We start from the raw sequence: 23,153 nt of genomic DNA, 5'->3' as shown, positions 1-23,153 counted from the left end.
TCCCCATGTTGCTGCGCGCCCAGCGGCGCCATGTTCCTTTGCAAACACTAGGTTGCCGCCCAAAGCGGGGAAAGCCCAATTTCCACACCCCCGGCGGATTGCATATGTGGCGCGGCTCATGCACAACAGGCCGTGGTTTTCGCCCCGCCCCGCAGACCGGGGTGCGGGCCGCAGGGGCAGGACGACACACCGTGATCGAGCTGGAGAACGTGGCGTACAGCTATGGCGGCGCAGAGCTGCTGAGCGAACTCTCGCTACAGCTTGCCCCCGGCTCGTTCCATTTCCTGACCGGCCCGTCCGGCGCGGGCAAGACCACATTGCTGAAACTGTGTTACGGCGCGCTGCGCCCGACGGCGGGGCAGGCGCGGATCTTTGGTCAGGACGTGCGGCAGATGGATCGCGACGCCATCGCCATGAGCCGGCGCCGCATCGGCGTGGTGCATCAGGATTGCGCCTTTCTGGATCATCTTCCGCTGAATGAAAACGTGGCGCTGCCGCTGACCGTCTCGGGCGAGGGCTTTTCGCAGCAGGATGAGAACCTGCGCGAATTGCTGGCTTGGGTCGGGCTGACCGAACGCGCCAACGCGCTACCGCCCGAGCTGTCGGGGGGCGAGCGTCAGCGCGCCGCGCTGGCCCGCGCGGTGATCATGTCGCCCGAGGTGATCCTTGCCGACGAGCCGACCGGCAACGTCGACTGGGAGATGTCGCAGCGCCTGTTGCAGCTGCTGATCGAGCTGAACCGCATGGGCAAGACCATTCTGATCGCAACCCATGACCTGTCGCTGATCCGCGCCGCCAAAAGTCAGGTTCAGGCGCGGGTGCTGCGCATTGCCAACCGGCGCATCACCGCTGCGGGGGCCGACCTGTGAACCTGACCCTGCAGACCTTGCGTGCGCTGGCACGGGGCGACAGCGCCGCGGACCGGGTGGTGCCGCCGACCGGGTTTACCGCGCGGCTGACGCTGTTCGTCGCCGCGGCGATGGCGTTCCTTGCGGTGTTTGCGCTGGCGTTGTCGCTGGCGGCGGGCCGGCTGGCGACCAGCTGGGGTAACGAGCTGGCGCGCTCTTCGACCGTGCGTATCTCTGCCCCGGCGGGGCAATTGGCGGCGCAGACCTCGGCGGCGCTGCGGCTGCTTCAGCAGACCCCCGGCATCGAGTCGGCCCGCGCGCTGAGCGAGGCCGAACAGCAGGCACTGCTCGAGCCGTGGTTCGGCCCGGACGTGCCGGTTGACCAGTTGCCGGTGCCGCAGCTGATCGAAGTGCAGGAGACCGCGCGGGGCTATGATCCGGCGGGGCTGCGCCTGCGGCTTCAGGCCGAAGTGCCAGGCGCGGTGCTGGATGATCACGCCCGCTGGCGCAAGCCTCTGGCGCAGGCGGCGTCTCGGCTGAACCTGCTGGGCTGGGGCGCAGCGCTGTTGATCGCAGCGGCGGTGGGCGCCATGGTGACGCTGGCCGCAAACGCCGCGCTTGCGGCCAATGCACAGGTCATCGCGGTGCTGCGCCTTGTGGGGGCCACCGACAATTACATCGCTCGCGCCTTTGTGCGCCGCTTTGCCCTGCGTGCGCTGATGGGCGCGGCTGCGGGCACGGCGCTTGGCGTGCTGGCGGTGATGCTGATGCCGTCGGGGGGCGAAACATCGGGCTTTCTGACCGGGCTGGGCTTTCAGGGCTGGCATTGGGGCGTGCCGCTTCTGGTGCCGCCGCTGGCCGGTGTCGTGGCCTTTGTCGCAACCGCCGTCGCCGCGCGGCGCGTACTAGCAGGACTAAGCTGACATGTTGCAATGGATTCGATCCTATGCGTTTCTCATCGCCATGTACGGGGGGATGGCGGTCATCGGGCTGGGGCTGTTCCCATGGGCGCTGACCTCGGAACACGCCGCCCGCCGCGTCGCCAAGATCTGGTGCCGCTGGACGCTGTGGTGCGCCTCGTGGATGGTCGGGCTGAAGACCGAAGTGCGCGGCGAAATCCCGACCGGAGAGGTGCTGATCGCCTCCAAGCACCAGAGCTTTCTCGATATCATCATCATCTTCGACGCGGTTCCGGCGGCCAAGTTCATCATGAAGCGCGAGCTTCTGTTCACCCCGGTCGTCGGGCAATACGCCACGCGCATCGGCTGCGTTCCGGTGGATCGCGGCAAGAAGGGCGCGGCGATTGCCGGGATGCTGCGCGCCGCCAAGGCCAGCAACGAGGCGCATCCCGGGCAGCTGATCATCTATCCGCAGGGCACCCGCGTGGCGCCGGACGTCAAGGCGCCCTACAAGGTCGGCGCGTCGCTTCTGCATGGCTATCTCAAACAGACCTGCATTCCGGCGGCCACCAATGTCGGGCATTTCTGGCCGCGCCTTGGGGTCTATCGCAAACCCGGCCTTGCGGTGGTCGAGTTCCTGCCCCCCATCGGTCCCGAAGTGACAAAGGCGGAATTCCTGAGCCATCTCGAAGAGGTGGTCGAGACCGCCAGCGACCGTCTGCTGAAAGAGGCACGCGATGCGGCGCGTTGACGACATCGCCGCGCTCGAGGCGCTTTACGCCGCTCCGGGCGGCGCGGCGCTGCGCAAGGTCGCAGGGCGGCTGACCCCGGCCTACCGGCGCTGGATCGCGGCGTCGCGGTTCTGCGTTCTGGCCACCTGCGGCCCCGAGGGGATGGACGCCAGCCCCCGCGGCGATGATGGCCCGGTGGCGCTGGAACTTGACGCTGGCACGCTGGCACTGCCCGACTGGCGCGGCAACAACCGGCTCGACAGCTTGCGCAATATCGTGCGCGACGGGCGAATTGCGCTGATGTTCATGGTGCCCGGTGACAATGTGGTGGTGCGGGTGAATGGCCGGGCGTGGCTGACCGACGACGCGGATCTGTGCGCACGCTTTGAGCAGGCGGGGCGGCACCCGGTCACGGTGATCGTCATCGAGATCGGCGAAGTCTATGCGCAATGCCCCAAATCGCTGCTGCGATCCGGGCTTTGGGGGCGCGATGACAGCGCCGAGGTGCCGAGCCTAGGCGATATCCTGTCGGAAATGACCAGCGGTGAGATCGACGCCAGCGCCTGGGATCGCGATTACCCCGACCGGGCGCGCAGCACGCTCTGGTAAGCGCCGGCGCTTTTTTCCCGCAGGCCTAAGATAAAAAGGCCCCGATCCGGGTTGGATCGAGGCCTTTTCCGTCACTGTCGCGATCAGGCGTGGATGGCGCCGTCGCCGCAGGCCAGCGCCGCCTCGCGCACCGCTTCCGAGAACGTCGGGTGGGCGTGGCAGGTCAGCGCCAGATCTTCGGCCGAGCCGCCGTATTCCATCGTCACGCAGACCTCATGGATGAGATCGCCCGCCGACGGGCCGATGATGTGGCAACCAAGGATGCGGTCGGTCTCCTTGTCGACAAGGATCTTGACGAACCCTTCGCCCGCGAACACCGCCTTGGCGCGGCCATTGCCCATGAACGAGAACTTGCCAACCTTGTAGGCGTGGCCCTCGTTCTTGAGATCGGTCTCGGTCTTGCCGACCGATGCCACTTCGGGCCAAGTGTAGATCACGCCGGGGATCACGTCGTAATTGACGTGGCCATGCTTGCCCGCGATGACTTCGGCGCAGGCCATGCCTTCATCTTCGGCCTTATGGGCGAGCATCGGGCCGGTGATGGCATCGCCGATGGCGTAGATGCCCTTGACCGAGGTTTGCCAGTGGCCGTCGGTCTTGATCTGGCCGCGGTCGGTGGTGGCAATGCCAAGCGCGTCGAGGCCAAGGCCTTCGGTGTAGGGCTTGCGACCGGTGGCGACCAGCACCACATCGGCGTCGGCGGTATGCTCGCTGTCATCCTTGCGCAGTTTGTAGGTGACCGTTGCGCCGGCATCGGATTTTTCGACGTTCGAGACCGCTGCGCCAAGGGTGAATTTCAGCCCCTGCTTGGTGAGCATCTTCTGAAGCGTGCGCTGAACCTCGGGGTCCATACCGGGGGTGATGGCGTCGAGATATTCGATCACCTCGACCTCGGCGCCAAGGCGGGCGTAGACCGAGCCCATTTCCAGCCCGATGACACCCGCGCCGATGACGATCATCTTCTTGGGGATCTCGCCCAGCGTCAGGGCACCGGTCGAGGTGACGATGGTTTCCTCGTCGATGGTGACATCCGCACCGGGCACCGACGCCGGGGCAGAGCCGGAAGCGATGATGATGTTCTTGGCGCTATGGGTCTCGTCGCCGACGGCGACCTTGCCGGCCTCGGGGATGGACGCCCAGCCCTTGAGCCAGTCGATCTTGTTCTTCTTGAACAGGAATTCGATGCCCTTGGTGTTCTGACCGATGACGTCATCCTTGTAGGACAGCATCTTGGCCCAGTCGACGGAGGGCGCATCGGCGTTCAGGCCCATGGCGGCAAAATTGTGCTGGGCTTCGTGCAGCTGATGGCTGGCGTGAAGCAGCGCTTTGGACGGGATGCAGCCGACGTTGAGGCAGGTGCCGCCGAGGGTCTCACGCCCTTCGACGCAGGCGGTCTTGAGACCCAGCTGGGCGCAGCGGATGGCGGCCACGTAGCCGCCGGGGCCTGCGCCGATGACGATGACGTCGTACTCTGCCATGGGATGTCCTTTCCTTTGTGTTCTGTCTGGGAGGGGGCGCTGCCCCCGTCCGCGTGCCGCGGACTCCCCCGGGATATTTTTTGGCCAGAAGAGGCCTAGAAGAGTGCCGCGACCAGCATGATCGCGGTGGCGAGAAACCCGACCATCCAGATCAGTGAGCGCCATGGCGCCCAGCCGAAGAGATAGGCGGGGATATAGAGAAGGCGGGCCATCAGGTAGAGGGCGGCGGCGGCGGCGGTCAGGCCGTCGCCCCTGTCGGCCCATGTGACGGTGAAGACGGCGATCGAGAACAGGATCAGGCCTTCGAAATGGTTGTTCATGGCCCGTTGGGCGCGCCCGGCGGCCCCGGTCAGCCCCAGCCCTTCGTCGCGTGGTGATGCAGCGTAATGCGCGCCGACCTGACGCTGCGCCAGCACGGAAAACAGGCCCATTTGCAGGATCTGCAATAGTGCGGCGAGGGTCAGGGCTGTGAGTTCCGGGGTCATGGTGTCAGGCAAAGTTCAGCAGGATCATGGCAAGGCAGCATCCGAGCCCAGCCGTGACGATAAGCGAGCGCCGTGGCTCCCAAGCAAGGGCGTAGGCGGGCTGGTAAAGCGAGTGGGCGGGTCATGCCGTCCTCAGGAAATGGGTCGCGCTGGGGGCGTGGCCGAGCGATCCGGCCTTGGTCAGCCAGGATTTGGCCTTGGCCGGGTCGTTGACTTCGAACAGCAGCCAAGTGGCGTTGCCTTCGGACTCGGTCCAGCGTTGCAGCAGGGTGAGGCCGGCATTGGCGCGGTTTTCCGCGTCGGCGTCGAAATGGGCGGTGTCGAAGGTCATGTGCTGGGTGAGAAGCTGGATGCTCATGCGGTGATCTCCGGTATGGACGGGTGCCGGGCGGTGTCTTCGATGAAACCTTGCCGGATCGCGGCGTCGCGACAGTGGCACAACGCATCGGCCATCGCTCGGTTGCGCATCATGTCCCTGAGCGCCGTCTGCGCCCCTGCCATGAGCTGCGACGATGCCGAGCGGTCTGCGGCGAGCCCATCGAGCGCTCCAGGCGCCGCATCGAAGCCATCGCTCAGCTTTTGGAGGTCTTCGATGATCTGGATGCGGGCACGGCGCGGCATGGAGCCTTCTCCGAAGGGGGGATCCCGGGCGGGCGATACCGCCCGGGACGCCGGATCACAGATCCATCAGCAGGCGGCGCGGATCTTCGAGCGCTTCCTTGACGCGCACGAGGAAGGTCACGGCGCCTTTGCCGTCGACGATGCGGTGATCGTAGGACAGTGCGAGATACATCATCGGGCGGATCTTGATTTCGCCATTGATGACCATCGGGCGGTCCTGGATCTTGTGCATCCCGAGGATACCCGACTGCGGCGGGTTCAGGATCGGCGAGGACATCAGCGAGCCGTACACACCGCCGTTCGAGATGGTGAAGGTGCCGCCCTGCATTTCCGCCATCGACAGCTTGCCGTCACGGGCGCGCTTGCCCTTTTCGGCAATCTCGCCTTCGATCTCGGCAAAGGACTTCTTGTCGACGTCGCGCAGAACCGGAACCACGAGGCCCTGCGGCGTGCCAGCGGCGATGCCCATGTGCACGAAGTTCTTGTAGACCACATCGGTGCCGTCGATCTCGGCGTTGACCTCGGGGACCTCTTTCAGAGCGTGCACGCAGGCCTTGGTGAAGAACGACATGAAGCCAAGGCGCACGCCGTGCTTCTTTTCGAACAGGTCCTTGTACTGGCTGCGCAGCGCCATCGTCTCGGTCATGTCCACCTCGTTATAGGTGGTGAGCATGGCGGCGGTGTTCTGCGCATCCTTGAGACGCCGGGCGATGGTCTGGCGCAGGCGGGTCATCTTGACGCGCTCTTCGCGGGCCGCATCCTCGGCGGGCGAGGGCGCGCGCGGCGCGGCTGCCGGTGCGGCGGGGGTGGCTTTCGCGGCGGCGATGGCGGCGCCGACATCGGCCTTCATCACGCGGCCATCCTTGCCGGTGCCCTGCACCTGCGACGACGACAGACCGGCCTCGGCCATCGCCTTTTTGGCGGAGGGCGCATCCTCGACATCAGAGCGGCCCGACTTCGACGGCTCGGCTGCCGGTGCGGGGCTGGGTGCGGGGGCAGCGGCTGCGCCAGCGCCACTGGACAGGATCGCCAGCTTGCCGCCAGCTTCGACGGTGTCACCCTCGGGGGCGAGGATTTCGGTCAGGGTGCCCGACGCGGGGGCCGGAACCTCGACCGACACCTTGTCGGTTTCCAGCTCGCAGAGCATCTCGTCCTGAGTGACGCTGTCGCCGACCTTCTTGAACCATGTCGAGACGGTTGCCTCGGACACCGATTCACCCAAGGTCGGGACCATCACATCGACCGGCGCTGCAGAGCCGGATTCGGCTGCGGGCGCGGGCTTGGTCGAGGAGGGCCGCAGTTCGACATCGGCCGAACCGGCTTCGCCGGCCGGGGCGACATTGGCGAGCAGGGCGTCGACACCGACGGTGTCGCCTTCCTGGGCCACGATGTCTTCGAGGATGCCTTCGACCGGCGAGGGCACCTCGACGGTGACCTTGTCGGTTTCCAGCTCGCAGAGCATCTCGTCAACCGCCACCGAGTCGCCCGGTTTCTTGAACCAGGTCGCCACGGTCGCCTCGGTTACGGATTCCCCGAGCGTGGGGACGCGCACTTCGGTCGTCATCTGTTCAGTTCCCTTCGATGGTCAGCGCTTCGTCGACGAGCGCCTGTTGTTGTGCCTTGTGCTGGCTGGCCAGACCCGTTGCGGGCGAAGCCGAGGTGGCGCGGCCCACGTAACGCGGCCGCTTGTGGGTTGCGTCGATGCGGCCCAGCACCCATTCGATGTTCGGTTCGATGAAGGTCCATGCGCCCTGGTTCTTGGGCTCTTCCTGACACCAGATCATCTCGGCGCCGGAGAAGCGTTCCAGCTCCTTGACGAGGCTGAGCGCCGGGAACGGGTAGAATTGCTCGACCCGCAGCAGGTAGACATCATCAATGCCGCGCGCATCGCGCTCTTCGAGCAGGTCGTAATAGACTTTGCCAGAACACATCACCACGCGCTTGATCTCGGCATTGGGCTTGAGCTTGGTCTGCGAGCTGCCCTTTTCCGCATCGTCCCAGAGAACGCGGTGGAAGCTCGACCCGGTGACGAAATCCTCGGCCTTGGACACCGCGAGCTTGTGACGCAGCAGCGATTTCGGCGTCATCAGGATCAGCGGCTTGCGGTAGCTGCGGTGCAGCTGGCGGCGCAGGATGTGGAAATAGTTCGCCGGGGTCGTGCAGTTCGCCACGATCCAGTTGTCCTGCCCGCATTGCTGCAGGAAGCGCTCCAGACGGGCCGAGCTGTGTTCCGGGCCCTGACCTTCGAAGCCGTGCGGCAGCAGGCAGACAAGCCCGGACATCCGCAGCCATTTGGATTCGCCCGAGCTGATGAACTGGTCGAACATGATCTGCGCGCCATTGGCGAAATCACCGAACTGCGCTTCCCACAGGGTCAGCGCGTTGGGTTCGGCCAGCGAATAGCCATATTCAAACCCAGACACCGCGTATTCCGACAGCGCCGAGTCGATCACCTCGTAGCGGGCCTGACCCTCGCGGATATTGTTGAGCGGGTAGTAACGCTCTTCGGTGTCCTGATTCACCAGCCCGGAATGGCGCTGCGAGAAAGTGCCACGGGTGCTGTCCTGACCGGACAGGCGCACCGGGTAACCTTCGGTCAGCAGCGAGCCAAAGGCCAGCGCTTCGCCGGTGGCCCAGTCAAAGCCCTGTCCGGTTTCGAACATCTTGGAGCGCGCATCAAGGAAGCGGCCGATGGTCTTGTGCAGCGGGAAGCCTTCGGGCGGGGTGGTCAGGCCCTTGCCGATTTCCGCCATGGTCTCGGGCTTGATCGCGGTTTCGCCGCGCTGGTAGTTGCCTTCCTTCTGCCGGTCGAGATGCGACCAGCGCCCATCGAGCCAGTCGGCCTTGTTGGGCTTGTAGGTCTTGCCAGCCTCGAATTCGCTGTTCAGGTGGGCTTGGAACTGCGCCTTCATATCCTCGATCTCGCCCTCGGGGATGAGGCCGTCCTTGACGAGGCGGTCAGTGTACAGCGTCAGCGTGGTCTTTTGCTGCTTGATCTTCTTGTACATGAGCGGGTTGGTGAACATGGGCTCGTCGCCCTCGTTGTGACCAAAACGACGGTAGCAGAAGATGTCGATGACCACGTCGTTGCCGAACTTCTGGCGATACTCGGTCGCGACCTTGGCTGCGTGCACAACCGCTTCGGGGTCATCGCCGTTGACGTGGAAGATCGGTGCCTCGACCACCAGCGCGTTGTCGGTGGGGTAGGGCGAGGAGCGCGAGAAATGCGGCGCGGTGGTGAAGCCGATCTGGTTGTTCACCACGATATGGATGGTGCCGCCGGTGCGGTGACCGCGCAGGCCCGACAGCGCGAAGCATTCCGCCACCACGCCCTGACCGGCAAAGGCCGCATCGCCGTGCAGCAGGATCGGCAGAACCTTGGTGCGCTCGACATCGCCAAGCTGGTCCTGCTTGGCGCGGACCTTGCCCAGAACCACCGGGTTCACCGCCTCGAGGTGGCTGGGGTTGGCGGTCAGCGACAGGTGCACCGGGTGACCATCGAATTCACGGTCCGACGAAGCGCCGAGGTGATATTTCACATCGCCCGAGCCATCCACATCGTCCGGTTTGAAGCTGCCGCCCTGAAATTCGTTGAAAATCGCGCGGTAGGGCTTGTTCAGCACGTTGGCCAGAACCGACAGACGGCCCCGGTGCGGCATGCCCATGACGATCTCGGTCACGCCAAGGTTGCCGCCGCGCTTGATGATCTGCTCCATCGCCGGGATCAGGGATTCCCCGCCATCAAGGCCAAAGCGCTTGGTGCCCATGTACTTGACATGCAGGAACTTTTCAAAGCCCTCGGCCTCGACCAGCTTGTTGAGAATGGCGCGGCGCCCCTCGCGGGTGAACTTGATCTCGCGACCGTAGCCTTCGATCCGTTCTTTCAGCCAAGCCGATTGCTCAGGGTCGGAAATATGCATGTATTGCAGCGCGAAGGTGCCGCAATAGGTGCGCTTGAGCACGCCCATGATCTCGCGCATCGACGCGACCTGAAGGCCCAGCACGTTGTCGATGAAGATCGGCCGGTCCATGTCGGCCTCGGTGAAACCATAGGCCTTTGGGTCAAGCTCGGGGTGCGGCTCGCGGCCGTGCAGGCCCAGCGGATCGAGATCGGCAGCAAGGTGGCCCCGGATGCGGTGGGCGCGAATGATCATCAGCGCCCGGATCGAATCCAGCACGGCGCGCTTGATCTGGTCGTCGGAAACCTTGACCCCGGTGGCGGCGGCCTTGTCGGCGATCTTCTTGCCGGCGCCCTTGGCTTCGGCGATGGGCATCACCGGCCATTCGCCGGTCAGCGCGGCGGTGATGTCGTCGGTCGGTGCGGGCGGCCAGTCGGCGCGCTGCCACGACGCGCCTGCCGCCTCGGCCTTCACGTTGGTCTCGTCATCGCCCAGAGCCTTGAAGAAATCCGCCCATGCCTCATCGACGGCTGCGGGGTCGTTGGCGTACCGCGCATACATCTGTTCGAGGTATTCGGCATTCACACCCTGCAGGAAGCTCGAGGCGTGAAACTGGTCGTTCGGGCTTTGATCCGTCATCGCACGTTTCCTTGGTTTGGCCGGGGCCCATCGCGGACTGGCCGTTTAGCAACGGGAGAGAGACCCTTTTGCACAAGGCCCCTGTCGCGATGCTCTGCCTTCTTCGTGGAAGGGCAAGATCTTCCCTTGCCCTTCCACATAATCCTGACCGCGGCGGACGCAAGCGACCGCCGCAAGGAAGCACTGCTTAAGCTTCCATCGCCTTAACAACGGCTTCGCCCAGCGTTGCGGGGCTGTCGGCAACCACGATCCCGGCGGATTTCATCGCCTCGATCTTGGATTCCGCATCGCCCTTGCCGCCGGCGACGATCGCGCCCGCATGGCCCATGCGGCGGCCCGGAGGGGCCGTGCGGCCCGCGATGAAACCGGCGATCGGCTTCCAGCGGCCCTTTTTCTTCTGCTCGGCGATGAACTCGGCGGCCTCTTCTTCGGCGGAACCGCCGATTTCACCGATCATGATGATGGATTCGGTTTCTGGGTCATCAAGGAACATGTTCAGCACGTCGATGTGCTCGGTGCCCTTGATGGGGTCGCCGCCGATGCCGACAGCCGTCGACTGGCCCAGACCCAGATCGGTGGTCTGCTTGACCGCCTCATAGGTCAGCGTGCCCGAGCGGGACACGACGCCGACCTTGCCGCGCATGTGGATGTGGCCGGGCATGATGCCGATCTTGCATTCATCGGGGGTGATGACGCCGGGGCAGTTCGGCCCGATCAGGCGCGACGAGCTGTTCACCAGCGTGCGCTTGACGCGCATCATGTCGAGAACGGGAATGCCCTCGGTGATGCAGACGATCAGCGGGATCTTGGCATCGATGGCTTCAAGGATCGAGTCGGCCGCGAAGGGCGGCGGCACATAGATCACCGAAGCGTTGGCTTCGGTCTTGGCCACGGCTTCGTGGACCGAGTTGAAGACCGGCAGGCCGAGGTGTTCCTGACCGCCCTTGCCGGGGGTCACGCCGCCGACCATCCGGGTGCCATAGGCGATGGCCTGTTCCGAGTGGAAAGTCCCCTGCGAGCCGGTGAAGCCCTGGCAGATGACTTTGGTATTCTTGTCTACGAGTACGGACATTTCAATGTTCCTCGAAGTGCGACCTGACAAAGTCCGCATCGTCGGACTCTATCGAGGTAATCTTGTTGAGTGCGTGTGTGTAAAGGGTCTTGCCGACAGGGGCTTCGGGGCCCGCCTCGTCGCTGTCGCGATGGACGGCAAGCTGCGCCAGTGTCAGCGACCGCGCAGGCGCGCCGCTGACGATCTGAACATCGAGCACCAGTTCCTTGTGCTCGCCCGATCCTGTCTTGTTCGGAAAGCTTTCGATCCGGGCCGCGGCGATGGTCCCGAAGGCGGCCAGACCGTGCCCGCCGGACGTCTCTGACGTCCAGACGAAAATTTCATCCCCCTCGGCCACCGCCGCCTGCTTGTAGGGGCGCGCATGGATCTGCGCGCGCCCGTCAGCGACGGTGAGCGGAGGGTCGATTTTCGCGATCAGTGCCATCCGTTCAGCCCTTCACGGCTTTCACGATCTTCTCGGCGCCGTCGGACAGGTTGTCCGCCGCGATCACGTCCAGGCCGGACTCGTTGATGATCTTCTTGCCCAGATCGACGTTGGTGCCTTCAAGACGCACAACCAGCGGAACCTTGAGACCGACCTCTTTCACCGCGGCGATCACGCCTTCGGCGATGACGTCGCAGCGCATGATGCCGCCGAAGATGTTCACGAGGATGCCTTTGACGTTCGGGTCAGAGGTGATGATCTTGAACGCCTCGGTCACCTTTTCCTTGGTGGCGCCGCCGCCAACGTCGAGGAAGTTGGCAGGCTCTGCGCCATACAGCTTGATGATGTCCATCGTCGCCATGGCAAGGCCCGCGCCGTTCACCATGCAGCCGATTTCGCCGTCAAGCGCGATGTAGTTCAGATCGTGCTGGCTGGCGGCGAGCTCCTTGGGGTCTTCCTCGGATTCGTCGCGCAGGCCCATGATGTCGGAATGACGGTAGAGCGCGTTGGAATCGAAGCCGGCCTTGCAGTCGAGGCACTTCAGGTCGCCGTCGGTGGTCAGGATCAGCGGGTTGATTTCCAGCATCTCCATGTCCTTGTCGACGAACATGCGATACAGGTTGCCGATCAGGGTGGTGCACTGGCGCACGGCCTTGCCGGTCAGGCCCAGCTCGAACGCGACGCGGCGACCGTGGTAGCCCTGATAGCCGATGGCCGGGTCGACCTCGAAGCTGAGGATCTTCTCGGGGGTCTTGTCCGCGACTTCCTCGATGTCCATGCCGCCTTCGGTCGAGCAGACGATCGACACCCGCGAGCTGACGCGATCGACCAGCAGCGCGAGGTAGAATTCGGAGGTGATGTCCGAGCCGTCTTCGATGTAGATGCGGTTGACCTGCTTGCCCGCCGGGCCGGTCTGGTGCGTGACCAACGTGTGGCCGAGCATGCGATTGGCTTCCTCGGCGGCCTCTTCGACCGACTTGGCCAGACGGACACCGCCCTTTTCGCCAGCGCCGGCTTCCTTGAAGCTGCCCTTGCCGCGGCCACCCGCGTGAATCTGGGCCTTTACGACCCACAGAGGTCCGTCCAGTTCGCCAGCCGCCGCCTTGGCTTCGTTCGCACTCAGCACGACACGGCCGTCCGAGACCGGGCAGCCATAGTCGCGCAGAAGCGCTTTCGCCTGATATTCGTGGATGTTCATGGAAGACTCTTCCCGTCTTGCTGCGATTTCGTTGCCGGGTATACGCAGGGTTCCCCGCTCCCGTCAGTGGAAATATCGTTAGAAAGCACCAATTGCGAGGGTTTTCTGCGGTTTGTGATCACAGGTTTTGGACGTGTGATCACAAGTGTCGGCGAGCTGTTGCCGATGTTAGCGCACCCGGCCGCGAATCACTCATTGCGCCATCCGCTGCCCATTTCGACGTCAGTTCGATGGCGAACGACAGGTACGAAAAAGCCGGGGCGCGCTGGCGCACCCCGGCTTGTCAGTCATTCGAAACGGATCAGGCGAGCGAGCCGTCGATGCCCTTGCAGGCCTCGACCAGACCCTGGACGGCCTTGACCGACACGTCGAACATCTCTTGCTCGTCCTTGTTGAGCTTGATGTTCAGGATCTTCTCGACACCGCCGGCGCCGATCACCGTGGGCACGCCCACGTACATGTCGGACACGCCAAGGTCGCCGTCACAGTAGGCGGCGCAGGGCAGAACGCGCTTCTGGTCCTTGAGATAGGCTTCGGCCATCTCGATCGCCGAGGTCGCGGGCGCATAGAAGGCCGAGCCGGTCTTCAGCAGGCCGACGATTTCAGCGCCGCCGTCACGGGTGCGCTGCACGATGGCGTCGAGCTTGTCCTGCGTGGTCCAGCCCATCTCGATCAGATCGGGCAGCGGAACGCCGGCAACGGTCGAATAGCGCACCGAGGGAACCATGGTGTCGCCGTGGCCGCCAAGCACGAAGGCGGTGACGTCTTTCATCGACACGTTGAATTCCACTGACAGGAAGTGGCGGAAGCGCGCCGAGTCGAGCACGCCGGCCATGCCGCAGACCTTGTTCGCGGGCAGGCCCGAGAACTTCTGCAGCGCCCAGACCATCGCGTCGAGCGGGTTGGTGATGCAGATGACGAAAGCGTCCGGAGCGTTGTCGCGGATGCCTTCACCGACGGCCTTCATCACCTTGAGGTTGATGCCAAGCAGGTCGTCCCGGCTCATGCCGGGCTTGCGCGGCACGCCGGCAGTGACGATGCAGACGTCTGCACCGGCGATGTCGGCGTAGTCGTTGGTGCCTTTCAGCGTCGCGTCGAACCCTTCGGAAGGGCCGGACTCGGCGATGTCGAGCGCCTTGCCCTGGGGGGTGCCTTCCGAGATGTCGAAGAGGACGACGTCACCCAGCTCCTTCAGGGCCGCGAGGTGGGCGAGCGTGCCGCCAATCTGTCCCGCGCCAATCAGGGCGATCTTGGGTCTTGCCATGGATCTAATCTCCGCTCCATTTGTCAATTCCGCTGTTTGCGTAAGGGTTTGGCGCATTGCGCGCAAGGGTGCTACTGCGAGGGGCGCGCGCGAAATATAGGCACTCAAGCGAAGTTGATTGCGCTAAAGACAACCAAATCCAAGCGTTACAGTGGTCGATGCGGATGAAAAAGCCCCGCCGTTTTCGCGTGGCGGGGCCGTCATGGCGCTGTTTCAGGGCGTTTTGGCATCGCTGCGGCAGGGCTGCGATCACGATTCTTGGGGGGCGGCACCCCGATCAGGCATCTTGTTCCGGAGTGGAGAGCATCTCGGCCATGGTCTCGAACGCCTGACCGCTGGCGACGAGGCAGGTCATTCCTGCGGTTGTGGTGACCGTGATTGTCCAGGTGCCGGTTTGTTCAGAGGCAAACACCTCCATCACTGCATTGTTCGACCCAAGGCCGATGCTGCGTTGGGTCTCGCCGTATTTCTGCGCAAGCTTTTCGACCACCTGCTGGCGCGGGGCGCAGGCGTTTGGCTGTCGGGCGCGGGCCGGACCCGCGATCAGGACGGCGGTGGCGGCCGCCAGAAGTGCCATGGATGCAATCGTCTGTTTCATCTTGTGCCCTTTCGGCTGTGACGCAGCTGTCTGCGCCTTTCCGCGCCGCTGCGTCTGTCGTGCCCTCGGTGTCCGCTGGCCTCCGCTCCCGGGCAGTCAATTTCTGGCCTGCCTCTAGGGAAAGCTTGCGAGTCATATGCTGAAGAAAGGTTAACGACCTGCCCTTGGCAGCGTGGATTCGCGCAACAGCGCGGTTACGTGCGGCTTTTTTCTGCGATGCGGCGCAAATCATCTTGCATCATTCGCAAATAAATGCCCTTTAACGCGCAACATTATTACCCATCGAGGAGGAAGCCCATGGATCTGCAAACCCGCCCCTTCCGATCTGTGCTGTACATTCCCGGCTCCAAGGATCGTGCGCTGGACAAGGCGCGCAGCCTGCCGGTCGATGCGATCATCTTCGATCTCGAAGACGCGGTGTCCCCCGGTGAAAAGCCCGCCGCACGCGAGACGCTGGCGGAGGCGCTGGCCAGCGGCGGCTATGGCAATCGTACCCGGATCGTGCGGATCAACGGGCTTGATACCGAGTGGGGCGAAGCGGATGCGCGCGCGGCCGAGGCGATGGATTGCGACGTGCTGCTGCTGCCCAAGGTCGAAAGCCCCGAACAGCTTGACGCGCTGGCAAAGCTTACGACCAAGCCGCTCTGGGCGATGATGGAAACCCCGCGCGGTATGCTGAACGCCGCAGCGATTGGCGCGCATCCGCAGCTGTGCGGCATGGTGATGGGCACCAACGACCTTGCAAAAGAGCTCAGCACCCGGTTCCGCGCCGATCGTCTGCCGATGATCACCTCGCTGTCGCTGTGCCTGCTGGCCGCCAAGGCCACCGGCTGCGTCATCGTCGATGGTGTCTATAATGCCTTCAAGGACGAAGGCGGCCTGAAGGCGGAATGCGATCAGGGCCGCGACATGGGCTTTGACGGCAAGACCCTGATCCACCCGGCGCAGGTCGACATCGCCAACGCCGCCTTTGCGCCGAGTGAGGCCGAGATCGACACTGCCAAGCGCCAGATCGCCGCCTTTGAAGATGCCGAGGCCGCGGGGCAGGGGGTGGCCGTCGTCGATGGCAAGATCGTCGAGAACCTGCACGTGGTGACGGCCAGAAGCATCCTCGCCAAGGCCGATGCCATCGCCGAAATGGCGCGCTAATCGGTTGCCGCCCCGCGCGATTGCCCGCAGGGTGGCCCGGACCATACAGGGAGACCTTTCATGATCCTGCTTATCCTCGGCGTGGCGCTCTGGTGGGGCGCGCATCTGTTCAAGCGCGTTGCCCCGGCGCAGCGCGCCGCCATGGGCGCCAAGGGCAAGGGCGTCGTGGCGCTGGCGCTTGCCGTTTCGATCCTGCTGATGATCTTTGGCTACAAGGCCGCCGACGGTGCGGTGTTCTGGGGGCGCCACCCGGCCACCGTGGGCATCAACAACCTGATGATGCTCGTGGCGCTGTACCTGACCTCGCCCGGCCCCAAGAAAGGCGCGCTGCTCTACCGGATGCGCCACCCGATGCTGACCGGCTTCCTGCTGTGGACCGTCGCGCATCTTCTGGTGAACGGCGATGTGCCGTCCTTCGTGCTGTTCGGCGGGCTGGGCCTTTGGGCCATCACCGAAATCATCGTCATCAACCGTGCCGAGCCCGGCTGGACCCCGCCCGCCAAGGGCAGCATCGCCAAGGATGCGATGTTTGCCGCGATCAGCGTCGTGCTGCTGCTGGTCATCGGTCTGATCCACACCTCGCTTGGCTACCCAACATTCGGATAAGACACATGAAACTCTATCGCTTTTTGTCCGAGGACGACACCTCGGCCTTTTGCCACAAGGTCACCGCCGCGCTGAACGCCGGATGGGAGCTGCATGGCGATCCGACCTATGCCTTCGATGCGGCCAATGGCGTGATGCGCTGCGGGCAGGCGGTGACCAAGGAGGTCGCTGGCACCTACACCCCCGACATCAAGCTCGGAGCGCAGTGATGGGCAGGGCCACCCAAGCCAAGACCAACCCGGGGCGTTTCTTCGAGGATTACGCCGTTGGGCAGGTGATCGAGCACGCCGTGCCGCGCACCGTGGGGCAGGGCGAGCGGGCGTTGTACCATGCGCTGTATCCGGCCCGCCACGCGCTCTATTCTTCGGATGAATTCGCGCGCAGCTGCGGGCTGCCGGGCGCGCCGCTGGATGATCTCGCGGCGTTTCACGTTGTGTTTGGCAAGACCGTGCCCGACGTGTCGCTGAACGCTGTGGCGAACCTTGGCTATGCCGAGGGGCGCTGGCTGGCGCCGGTCTATCTTGGGGATACGCTGCGCGCGTCGTCCGAGGTGATCGGGCTCAAGCAGAATTCCAACGGCAAGACCGGGGTGGTCTATGTGCGCACCCGCGGCAGCAACCAGCGCGGCGAGACCGTGCTGGAATATTGCCGCTGGGTGATGGTGCGCAAAGGCGATGTCGAGGCGCCTGCACCTGCCGCGGTGGTGCCGGACCTAAAGAAAGCGCTCACGGTCGACGATCTGACCCTGCCCGAGGGGCTGGATTTCAGCACTTACGACTTCACGCTGGCGGGCGAGCCGCATCGCTGGGGCGATTACGAGGTGGGGGAGACCATCGACCATGTCGACGGTGTCACCATCGAGGAAGCCGAGCACATGCTGGCCACGCGCCTGTGGCAGAACACCGCCAAGGTGCATTTCGACGCCACCTTCCGCCCGGATGGCCAGCGTCTGATCTATGGCGGTCATGTCATGTCGATGGCGCGGGCGCTGTCGTTCAACGGTCTGGCCAATGCGCAGATGATCGTCGGCCTGAACGGGGGGGCGCATGCCAACCCCTGTTTCTCGGGCGATACCGTCAAGGCCTGGAGCGAGGTGCTGGACAAGGCGGAAACCCCGGCCCCCGGCGTCGGCGCGATCCGCCTGCGGCTGGTGGCGACCAAGGGCGGCGCACCCTTTGCGCTGCGGGGCGAAGATGGCAAGTACCTGCCCGATGTGTTGCTCGATCTCGATTACTGGGCGCTGATGCCGCGATAGGTCGCAGGCCCGGAGGGGCGGTTTCGTTATCATCTGCGCCCCGGCTCGGATAGGCTTGGCGGCGATGGGGAGAGTCGCAACCACTCAGGAGAAAGCGCCATGTCTGTCACAGCCCTGCCGCAAGACGCGCGCGATGTGCTTGAAATGCCCACTGCGGATGTTCCCGATATCATCAGCGCGCTGGTCCATCGCCGCGAATTCAGCGCTCTGATGCGCCAGATCCACCATGATCTGCAATCTGCTGATCCGACGCGCCAGAGCAGCGGTGCGCGCGCATTGCGCAAGCTGGGCTTCCCGCTCTGAGCCATCGACTCGGGTGCGCGGCCGCTCAGAATACCTGACAAAAACCCTGATATTACAATGCGGGCGCTAACAGGAGAGGTTTGTGATCACAGTTTTTACGCCGTGATCACAAACTTCGATATTTTTTCCGAACTGCGACCAAAAAACATGCCTGCTGCAACTGCGAGACAGTGACACGGGTCAAGGAAACCCGCTAGAACCCGTCCAAGGGAACCGAAAGGACTAGCCATGGCCGAAGCGAAAAGAATCGAGCGCCCGCTCTCCCCCTTCATGTTTGTGCAGTATTACCGGCTACAGCTCACCGCTGTGACGTCGGTGATGATCCGCATCACCGGCAACGCGATGATGGCGGCGGTCTTCTTTCTGATCGTCTGGCTGCTGGCGCTTGCCTCGGGGCCGGAGGCCTTTGAAACCGTCGAATGGTGGCTGACCAGCTTCATCTTCGATCTGTTCTGGTTCTTCATGCTCTGGGCCGTCTGGTATCACTACCTTGGCGGGCTGCGTCACCTGATCTTTGACGCCGGCAAGGGGCTGGAAATCGAGACCGCCGAAAAGCTGGGTTGGATCTGCGTCTACGGCTCTGTCGTGCTGACCGTTCTGACCGTCATCGTCATCTGGCTCTGAGGGAGGCATAGACACATGCACTACCAGACCGACCGCAAGCGCGCCGTAGGCAAGGGCTCTGCCCATTCGGGCGCCGAACATCACTGGTTCATGATCGTCAGCTCGGTTGCGCTGGCCTGCATGATCCCGACCTGGATCTACATCTTCGGCAACGCGCTGGGCTCTGGCTACGAGGCGTCGCTGGCGACCATGTCGCGCCCGTTCCCGGCGATCCTGACCGCGCTGGTGCTGATTGTCGGCATGCTGCACTTCAACAAGGGTGGCCGCGTGATGATCGAGGATTACACCCAAGGCACCACCCGCAAGCTGCTGATCATGGCCTATACGGGCTTTTCCTACGTGATGATCGCCTGCGGGCTGTTCGCGCTCGTCAAGATCGCGCTCTGAGACAGAAAGACCGGAAAAATGGCAGCATACGAATACGAGACGCATACGTTTGACGTCGTGGTCGTGGGGGCCGGCGGCGCCGGTCTGCGCGCCACCCTCGGCATGGCCGAGCAGGGCCTGCGCACCGCTTGCGTGACCAAGGTCTTCCCGACCCGCTCGCACACCGTGGCGGCGCAGGGTGGCATCGCCGCGTCGCTGTCCAACATGGGCCCCGACAACTGGCAGTGGCACATGTACGACACCGTCAAGGGCTCGGATTGGCTGGGCGACACCGACGCGATGGAATACCTCGCGCGCTCGGCGCCCGCCGCCGTGTACGAGCTGGAACATTACGGCGTTCCGTTCAGCCGCACCGACGAGGGCAAGATTTACCAGCGCCCGTTTGGTGGCCACACCACCGAATTCGGCGAAGGCCCGCCCGTGCAGCGCACCTGCGCCGCCGCCGACCGCACCGGCCACGCCATCCTGCACACGCTGTATGGCCAGTCGCTCAAGCACAATGCCGAATTCTACATCGAATATTTCGCCATCGATCTGGTGATGAGCGATGATGGTGTCTGTCAGGGCGTCGTCTGCTGGAGGCTCGAAGACGGCACCTTCCACATCTTCCGCGCCAAGACCGTGGTTCTGGCGACCGGCGGCTATGGCCGGGCCTATTTCTCGGCGACCTCGGCCCACACCTGCACCGGCGACGGTGGCGGCATGGTGGCGCGCGCAGGGCTTGCACTGCAGGACATGGAATTCGTGCAGTTCCACCCCACCGGCATCTACGGTTCGGGCTGCCTGATCACCGAAGGCGCACGGGGCGAGGGCGGTTACCTCACCAACTCCGAAGGCGAGCGGTTCATGGAACGCTACGCCCCGACCTACAAGGATCTGGCCCCGCGCGACTATGTCAGCCGCTCGATGACCATGGAAATCCGCGAAGGGCGCGGTGTGGGCGAGCATGGCGATCACATCCACCTCAATCTGTCGCACCTGCCGCCCGAGGCGCTGGCCGAACGGCTGCCTGGCATTTCGGAATCGGCCAGGATCTTTGCCGGTGTCGATGTGACCAAGGAACCGATCCCGGTTCTGCCGACGGTGCATTACAACATGGGCGGCATTCCCACCAACTACTGGGGCGAAGTGCTGAACCCGACCGCCGACAACCCCAATGCCATCGTGCCGGGCCTGATGGCCGTGGGCGAGGCAGGCTGTGCGTCGGTGCACGGGGCCAACCGCCTTGGCTCGAACTCGCTGATCGACCTCGTGGTCTTTGGCCGCGCTGCCGCAATCCGCGCCGGTGAGGTTGTCGATCGTGAAGCATCGCCGCACACGCTGAACCAGCCGTCCGTCGACAAGGCGTTCGACCGGTTCGACGGGCTGCGCTATGCCGATGGTGACACGCCGACCGCCGAGCTGCGCCTTGAGATGCAGCGCACCATGCAATCGGATGCCGCCGTGTTCCGCACCGACAAGACCCTGATCGAAGGTGTCGAAAAGATGACCGCCGTCGCTGGCAAAATGTCGGATATCAAGGTCACCGATCACACGCTGATCTGGAACTCGGACCTGATGGAAACGCTTGAGCTGACCAACCTGATGCCCAACGCGCTTGCCACCATCGTCGGCGCCGAGGCTCGCAAGGAAAGCCGCGGGGCGCATGCCCACGAGGATTATCCGACCCGCGACGACGAGAACTGGCGCGTGCACACCATCAGCCGCGTCAACGGCACCGAGGTCACGCTGACGCACCGGCCGGTGATCGTCGATCCACTGACCACCGAAGAGGTCGGCGGCATCAGCCTTGCCAAGATCGCACCGAAGGCCCGGACGTTCTGATGCGTCTGGCCTGCCTCCTTTCATGGTCGGCGCTTGCGGCACGTGACGCGCACAGGTCTGCACCTGTGTCGCGCTGCGTGCCATGCGTGCCCGCCGAGGAGGACATGCTTTGCGAGCGCTGATCGCTTTGCTTCTGGCGCTGCCCGTCATGGGCTGCGCCGACATGGTGCCGCGCAAGGCCGGGCAGCTTCAGGTGCTCTCGCCCAAGCCGCTGGGGTTCACCGAACAGGTGGCCGCCAACGCCGCCGGTCCGATCCTGACCCGGCTGGCGCCCGGCGTGCCGAGCGACAAGGCGCTGGCCTGCCTGTTCGAACACGCCCAGCCGGGGCAGATTCAGGCGCTGGCCCGCAATTCTGCTCTGGGGCAGCCCGAGCTTAACGACGATATCGTGCTCGATATCCTTTATGACGAGGACATCCGCTTTTGCCTGCGCGGGGGTCCGATCTATTGGCTGTTCGGATAGGAGCCCACGGTTTGCGCAAGCTTGTCTTTCTCGCCCTGCTGCCGGTTCTGGCGTCCTGTGACGCCGCGACCCAAGATCAGATCGCCCGCAACGCCGCGCGCTCGACGGTAAACAAGGTGGTGCTGCAACGCTATCCCAGCGTGCCGGTCGAACCGGCACTGAACTGCGTCATCGACAATGCCAACGCGCAGCAGATCTACGCGCTGGCCTCTGAATCTGTCACCGGTCCCACGCAATCGAGCGTCGAGATCGTCACCGTGATCGTCTCGAAGCCCGAGACACTGACCTGCCTGGCCGCCGAGGGGCTGCCGGCGCTCATCCGATAGGAGAGACCCATGGTTCAATTTACCCTGCCAAAGAACTCGAAGATCCGCACCGGCAAGACCTGGCCCAAGCCGACCGGCGCGACCAATGTCCGGGCGTTCAAGATCTATCGCTGGAACCCCGAGGATGGCGAGAACCCCCGGATCGACACCTATCACCTTGATATGGACAAATGCGGCCCGATGGTTCTGGACGCGCTGATCAAGATCAAGAACGAGGTCGATCCGACCCTGACCTTCCGCCGGTCCTGCCGCGAGGGCATTTGCGGATCCTGCGCGATGAACATCGGCGGCATCAACACGCTGGCCTGTATCTACGGGCTCGACGAGGTCAAGGGCGACGTCAAGATCTACCCGCTGCCGCACATGCCGGTGGTCAAGGATCTTATCCCCGACCTCAACCTGTTCTACGCGCAGCACGCGTCGATCATGCCGTGGCTCGAAACCAAGACCAACCGTCCTGAAAAGGAATGGAAGCAGTCCATCGAAGATCGCAAGAAGCTGGACGGCCTGTATGAATGCGTGATGTGCGCCTCCTGCTCGACCGCCTGCCCGAGCTACTGGTGGAACTCTGACCGCTATCTTGGCCCGGCCGCGCTGCTGCACGCCTATCGCTGGATCATCGACAGCCGCGATGAAGCCACGCCCGAGCGTCTGGATGCGCTTGAAGACCCCTTCAAGCTTTATCGCTGCCACACCATCATGAACTGCACCAAGACCTGCCCCAAAGGTCTGAACCCGGCGAAATCCATTGCCGAGATCAAGAAGATGCTGCTGAACCGGCACGTCTGATCCTGCTGCAGATCGCGAAACGAGCGCCGCTTCCGCAAGGGGGCGGCGCTTTGCATTGGCAAAGGGGCGAAAGCTTACCCTGCGACAGTTGCAATAAGCGCAGACCGTCCTTGCATGTGCTGGGGGGTGTGCTGCGCTGCAGCAAGGGCTATCTGCAAGGGCAGGGGGGAAGTGACGGACCGATAAGATACCGAAAGGCCCACCCGATGACCGAGCAGAGCAAAATCGACCCGAAGCAGGCCCTCGCCGCCCTCGAGCAGGCATATGGCTATTACCAACCCGAACCCGTTCTCGTGCAGGACAACAGCGCAAACGTTGTGGATGACCTCAACGACGATCTGGACGGCTTTGCCTACTACCGCGCTGCCTGAGCCTGTCTTGACCTTTGTGCAGCGCGCTACAGGTCCATGCTCATGACACGTTCCATACATTCCCGAGGCCGGCCGTGATCTTCGCTGCCGGCTTCGTCATTGCTTTTATCATCCTGTTGTTCTGGAACAGGAAGAACAAGGATCGCAGGCTGTGCCGCTGGCGCGAGTATCGCCAGAATGGCGGCACGACATGGACCTGTGTGCACTGCGGCGCCAGCACCGAAGGCGTGCCGGGCCAGACGCCCACCACCTGCCTGCGCCCTCGCGGCGAGGCGCCGTAGACCTTTCAGC

General features: G+C 64.0%; 28 protein-coding genes. 17 read left to right on the top strand and 11 right to left on the bottom strand.

All coding sequences use genetic code 11. The features are described 5' to 3' along the window. The first annotated feature begins 191 nt into the window (after nt 1-191). The 4 genes from KO516_RS08760 to KO516_RS08745 are packed head-to-tail and all read left to right on the top strand — an operon-like array spanning nt 192 to nt 3,087. Entirely contained in the window at nt 192-869 is a 678-nt protein-coding gene (locus KO516_RS08760) for a cell division ATP-binding protein FtsE (RefSeq protein WP_216003409.1), read from the top strand. Then, on the top strand, nt 866-1,771 hold the full coding sequence (locus KO516_RS08755) for an ABC transporter permease (RefSeq protein WP_216003408.1): 906 nt from the start codon (nt 866-868) through the stop codon (nt 1,769-1,771). The genes KO516_RS08760 and KO516_RS08755 overlap by 4 nt, the downstream gene beginning before the upstream one ends. A gap of 1 nt (nt 1,772) precedes the next feature. Further along, the gene (locus tag KO516_RS08750) at nt 1,773-2,498 is read left to right on the top strand and encodes a 1-acyl-sn-glycerol-3-phosphate acyltransferase (protein ID WP_216003407.1); all 726 of its coding nucleotides are present in this window, start codon (nt 1,773-1,775) and stop codon (nt 2,496-2,498) included. Beyond that, nucleotides 2,485-3,087, top strand: coding sequence for a pyridoxamine 5'-phosphate oxidase family protein (locus KO516_RS08745; RefSeq protein ID WP_216003406.1), 603 nt, complete (start codon nt 2,485-2,487; stop codon nt 3,085-3,087). Before KO516_RS08750 ends, KO516_RS08745 begins: the two co-directional genes overlap by 14 nt. Before the next feature lie 83 nt (nt 3,088-3,170). Here KO516_RS08745 and lpdA read toward each other — a convergent pair whose 3' ends face one another. From lpdA to KO516_RS08690, 11 genes are all read right to left on the bottom strand, one after another. Continuing rightward, complete coding sequence (gene lpdA, locus KO516_RS08740) at nt 3,171-4,565, bottom strand: dihydrolipoyl dehydrogenase (RefSeq protein ID WP_216003405.1); 1,395 nt, start codon at nt 4,563-4,565, stop codon at nt 3,171-3,173. Nucleotides 4,566-4,660: 95 nt separating this feature from the next. Further along, the gene (locus KO516_RS08735; RefSeq protein WP_216003404.1) at nt 4,661-5,050 is read right to left on the bottom strand and encodes an MAPEG family protein; all 390 of its coding nucleotides are present in this window, start codon (nt 5,048-5,050) and stop codon (nt 4,661-4,663) included. A gap of 121 nt (nt 5,051-5,171) precedes the next feature. Continuing rightward, nucleotides 5,172-5,408, bottom strand: coding sequence for a DUF3303 family protein (locus KO516_RS08730; protein WP_216003403.1), 237 nt, complete (start codon nt 5,406-5,408; stop codon nt 5,172-5,174). After that, a complete protein-coding gene (locus tag KO516_RS08725; RefSeq protein ID WP_216003402.1) occupies nt 5,405-5,671 on the bottom strand; it encodes a hypothetical protein in 267 nt (88 codons plus the stop codon). Before KO516_RS08725 ends, KO516_RS08730 begins: the two co-directional genes overlap by 4 nt. Nucleotides 5,672-5,726: 55 nt before the next feature. Next, nucleotides 5,727-7,235: a 2-oxoglutarate dehydrogenase complex dihydrolipoyllysine-residue succinyltransferase gene (odhB, locus tag KO516_RS08720; RefSeq protein ID WP_216003401.1), complete on the bottom strand. Its 1,509-nt coding sequence runs from the start codon at nt 7,233-7,235 to the stop codon at nt 5,727-5,729. Between the two features lie 4 nt (nt 7,236-7,239). Beyond that, nucleotides 7,240-10,209 (bottom strand): 2-oxoglutarate dehydrogenase E1 component, encoded by a 2,970-nt coding sequence (locus KO516_RS08715; RefSeq protein ID WP_216003400.1) that lies wholly within the window; start codon nt 10,207-10,209, stop codon nt 7,240-7,242. Between the two features lie 187 nt (nt 10,210-10,396). Further along, complete coding sequence (gene sucD / locus KO516_RS08710; RefSeq protein WP_216003399.1) at nt 10,397-11,281, bottom strand: succinate--CoA ligase subunit alpha; 885 nt, start codon at nt 11,279-11,281, stop codon at nt 10,397-10,399. 1 nt (nt 11,282) lies between these two features. Continuing rightward, nucleotides 11,283-11,705: a hypothetical protein gene (locus KO516_RS08705; protein ID WP_216003398.1), complete on the bottom strand. Its 423-nt coding sequence runs from the start codon at nt 11,703-11,705 to the stop codon at nt 11,283-11,285. Nucleotides 11,706-11,709: 4 nt separating this feature from the next. Continuing rightward, nucleotides 11,710-12,903, bottom strand: coding sequence for an ADP-forming succinate--CoA ligase subunit beta (sucC, locus tag KO516_RS08700; protein ID WP_216003397.1), 1,194 nt, complete (start codon nt 12,901-12,903; stop codon nt 11,710-11,712). Between the two features lie 301 nt (nt 12,904-13,204). Next, nucleotides 13,205-14,167, bottom strand: a complete 963-nt coding sequence (mdh, locus tag KO516_RS08695) for a malate dehydrogenase (protein WP_216003396.1) — start codon at nt 14,165-14,167, stop codon at nt 13,205-13,207. Nucleotides 14,168-14,444: 277 nt separating this feature from the next. Beyond that, on the bottom strand, nt 14,445-14,765 hold the full coding sequence (locus KO516_RS08690) for a hypothetical protein (protein ID WP_216003395.1): 321 nt from the start codon (nt 14,763-14,765) through the stop codon (nt 14,445-14,447). Nucleotides 14,766-15,062: 297 nt separating this feature from the next. On the opposite strand from KO516_RS08690, the gene KO516_RS08685 reads away from it, so the two are divergent. The 13 genes from KO516_RS08685 to KO516_RS08625 all read left to right on the top strand — a co-directional run bounded on the left by KO516_RS08685 (nt 15,063) and on the right by KO516_RS08625 (nt 23,143). Then, nucleotides 15,063-15,914: a CoA ester lyase gene (locus KO516_RS08685; RefSeq protein WP_216003394.1), complete on the top strand. Its 852-nt coding sequence runs from the start codon at nt 15,063-15,065 to the stop codon at nt 15,912-15,914. A 60-nt stretch (nt 15,915-15,974) separates the two neighbouring features. Beyond that, a complete protein-coding gene (locus KO516_RS08680) occupies nt 15,975-16,520 on the top strand; it encodes an NnrU family protein (RefSeq protein WP_216003393.1) in 546 nt (181 codons plus the stop codon). A 5-nt stretch (nt 16,521-16,525) separates the two neighbouring features. Continuing rightward, nucleotides 16,526-16,729 carry a DUF1737 domain-containing protein gene (locus tag KO516_RS08675; RefSeq protein ID WP_216003392.1) on the top strand — a complete coding sequence of 68 codons (204 nt, stop codon included), beginning with the start codon at nt 16,526-16,528 and terminating at the stop codon, nt 16,727-16,729. Continuing rightward, the gene (locus KO516_RS08670; protein WP_216003391.1) at nt 16,729-17,775 is read left to right on the top strand and encodes a MaoC family dehydratase; all 1,047 of its coding nucleotides are present in this window, start codon (nt 16,729-16,731) and stop codon (nt 17,773-17,775) included. The genes KO516_RS08675 and KO516_RS08670 overlap by 1 nt, the downstream gene beginning before the upstream one ends. 99 nt (nt 17,776-17,874) lie before the next feature. Continuing rightward, nucleotides 17,875-18,078 (top strand): hypothetical protein, encoded by a 204-nt coding sequence (locus KO516_RS08665; RefSeq protein WP_216003518.1) that lies wholly within the window; start codon nt 17,875-17,877, stop codon nt 18,076-18,078. A gap of 228 nt (nt 18,079-18,306) precedes the next feature. Continuing rightward, entirely contained in the window at nt 18,307-18,702 is a 396-nt protein-coding gene (gene sdhC / locus KO516_RS08660; RefSeq protein WP_216003390.1) for a succinate dehydrogenase, cytochrome b556 subunit, read from the top strand. A 15-nt stretch (nt 18,703-18,717) separates the two neighbouring features. Next, nucleotides 18,718-19,089 (top strand): succinate dehydrogenase, hydrophobic membrane anchor protein, encoded by a 372-nt coding sequence (sdhD, locus tag KO516_RS08655; RefSeq protein WP_216003389.1) that lies wholly within the window; start codon nt 18,718-18,720, stop codon nt 19,087-19,089. An 18-nt stretch (nt 19,090-19,107) separates the two neighbouring features. Beyond that, nucleotides 19,108-20,913 carry a succinate dehydrogenase flavoprotein subunit gene (gene sdhA / locus KO516_RS08650; RefSeq protein ID WP_216003388.1) on the top strand — a complete coding sequence of 602 codons (1,806 nt, stop codon included), beginning with the start codon at nt 19,108-19,110 and terminating at the stop codon, nt 20,911-20,913. Between the two features lie 109 nt (nt 20,914-21,022). Further along, the gene (locus KO516_RS08645) at nt 21,023-21,376 is read left to right on the top strand and encodes a hypothetical protein (RefSeq protein ID WP_252737490.1); all 354 of its coding nucleotides are present in this window, start codon (nt 21,023-21,025) and stop codon (nt 21,374-21,376) included. Between the two features lie 11 nt (nt 21,377-21,387). Next, nucleotides 21,388-21,702, top strand: a complete 315-nt coding sequence (locus KO516_RS08640; protein WP_216003386.1) for a hypothetical protein — start codon at nt 21,388-21,390, stop codon at nt 21,700-21,702. Between the two features lie 9 nt (nt 21,703-21,711). Beyond that, the gene (locus KO516_RS08635) at nt 21,712-22,491 is read left to right on the top strand and encodes a succinate dehydrogenase iron-sulfur subunit (RefSeq protein WP_216003385.1); all 780 of its coding nucleotides are present in this window, start codon (nt 21,712-21,714) and stop codon (nt 22,489-22,491) included. Between the two features lie 206 nt (nt 22,492-22,697). Further along, nucleotides 22,698-22,862 (top strand): hypothetical protein, encoded by a 165-nt coding sequence (locus tag KO516_RS08630; RefSeq protein WP_216003384.1) that lies wholly within the window; start codon nt 22,698-22,700, stop codon nt 22,860-22,862. Between the two features lie 74 nt (nt 22,863-22,936). After that, a complete protein-coding gene (locus KO516_RS08625; protein WP_216003383.1) occupies nt 22,937-23,143 on the top strand; it encodes a hypothetical protein in 207 nt (68 codons plus the stop codon). Nucleotides 23,144-23,153: the final 10 nt, after the last annotated feature.

It is taken from the genome of Citreicella sp. C3M06 (assembly GCF_018860705.1).
GTDB lineage: Bacteria > Pseudomonadota > Alphaproteobacteria > Rhodobacterales > Rhodobacteraceae > Salipiger.
This window is presented reverse-complemented; position numbering and strand designations above follow the sequence as displayed.

What these genes read in the sequence shown, in the direction of transcription:
- mdh (WP_216003396.1), bottom strand. Translation starts at nt 14,167, where the DNA reads ATGGCAAGACCCAAGATCGCCCTGATTGGCGCGGGACAGATTGGCGGC.
- KO516_RS08630 (WP_216003384.1), top strand. Translation starts at nt 22,698, where the DNA reads ATGACCGAGCAGAGCAAAATCGACCCGAAGCAGGCCCTCGCCGCCCTC.
- KO516_RS08725 (WP_216003402.1), bottom strand. Translation starts at nt 5,671, where the DNA reads ATGCCGCGCCGTGCCCGCATCCAGATCATCGAAGACCTCCAAAAGCTG.
- KO516_RS08715 (WP_216003400.1), bottom strand. Translation starts at nt 10,209, where the DNA reads ATGACGGATCAAAGCCCGAACGACCAGTTTCACGCCTCGAGCTTCCTG.
- KO516_RS08685 (WP_216003394.1), top strand. Translation starts at nt 15,063, where the DNA reads ATGGATCTGCAAACCCGCCCCTTCCGATCTGTGCTGTACATTCCCGGC.
- KO516_RS08670 (WP_216003391.1), top strand. Translation starts at nt 16,729, where the DNA reads ATGGGCAGGGCCACCCAAGCCAAGACCAACCCGGGGCGTTTCTTCGAG.
- KO516_RS08735 (WP_216003404.1), bottom strand. Translation starts at nt 5,050, where the DNA reads ATGACCCCGGAACTCACAGCCCTGACCCTCGCCGCACTATTGCAGATC.
- KO516_RS08635 (WP_216003385.1), top strand. Translation starts at nt 21,712, where the DNA reads ATGGTTCAATTTACCCTGCCAAAGAACTCGAAGATCCGCACCGGCAAG.
- sdhD (WP_216003389.1), top strand. Translation starts at nt 18,718, where the DNA reads ATGCACTACCAGACCGACCGCAAGCGCGCCGTAGGCAAGGGCTCTGCC.
- KO516_RS08690 (WP_216003395.1), bottom strand. Translation starts at nt 14,765, where the DNA reads ATGAAACAGACGATTGCATCCATGGCACTTCTGGCGGCCGCCACCGCC.
- KO516_RS08680 (WP_216003393.1), top strand. Translation starts at nt 15,975, where the DNA reads ATGATCCTGCTTATCCTCGGCGTGGCGCTCTGGTGGGGCGCGCATCTG.
- KO516_RS08665 (WP_216003518.1), top strand. Translation starts at nt 17,875, where the DNA reads ATGTCTGTCACAGCCCTGCCGCAAGACGCGCGCGATGTGCTTGAAATG.
- KO516_RS08750 (WP_216003407.1), top strand. Translation starts at nt 1,773, where the DNA reads ATGTTGCAATGGATTCGATCCTATGCGTTTCTCATCGCCATGTACGGG.
- KO516_RS08705 (WP_216003398.1), bottom strand. Translation starts at nt 11,705, where the DNA reads ATGGCACTGATCGCGAAAATCGACCCTCCGCTCACCGTCGCTGACGGG.
- sdhA (WP_216003388.1), top strand. Translation starts at nt 19,108, where the DNA reads ATGGCAGCATACGAATACGAGACGCATACGTTTGACGTCGTGGTCGTG.
- sucD (WP_216003399.1), bottom strand. Translation starts at nt 11,281, where the DNA reads ATGTCCGTACTCGTAGACAAGAATACCAAAGTCATCTGCCAGGGCTTC.
- KO516_RS08730 (WP_216003403.1), bottom strand. Translation starts at nt 5,408, where the DNA reads ATGAGCATCCAGCTTCTCACCCAGCACATGACCTTCGACACCGCCCAT.
- KO516_RS08675 (WP_216003392.1), top strand. Translation starts at nt 16,526, where the DNA reads ATGAAACTCTATCGCTTTTTGTCCGAGGACGACACCTCGGCCTTTTGC.
- KO516_RS08745 (WP_216003406.1), top strand. Translation starts at nt 2,485, where the DNA reads ATGCGGCGCGTTGACGACATCGCCGCGCTCGAGGCGCTTTACGCCGCT.
- sucC (WP_216003397.1), bottom strand. Translation starts at nt 12,903, where the DNA reads ATGAACATCCACGAATATCAGGCGAAAGCGCTTCTGCGCGACTATGGC.
- lpdA (WP_216003405.1), bottom strand. Translation starts at nt 4,565, where the DNA reads ATGGCAGAGTACGACGTCATCGTCATCGGCGCAGGCCCCGGCGGCTAC.
- odhB (WP_216003401.1), bottom strand. Translation starts at nt 7,235, where the DNA reads ATGACGACCGAAGTGCGCGTCCCCACGCTCGGGGAATCCGTAACCGAG.
- sdhC (WP_216003390.1), top strand. Translation starts at nt 18,307, where the DNA reads ATGGCCGAAGCGAAAAGAATCGAGCGCCCGCTCTCCCCCTTCATGTTT.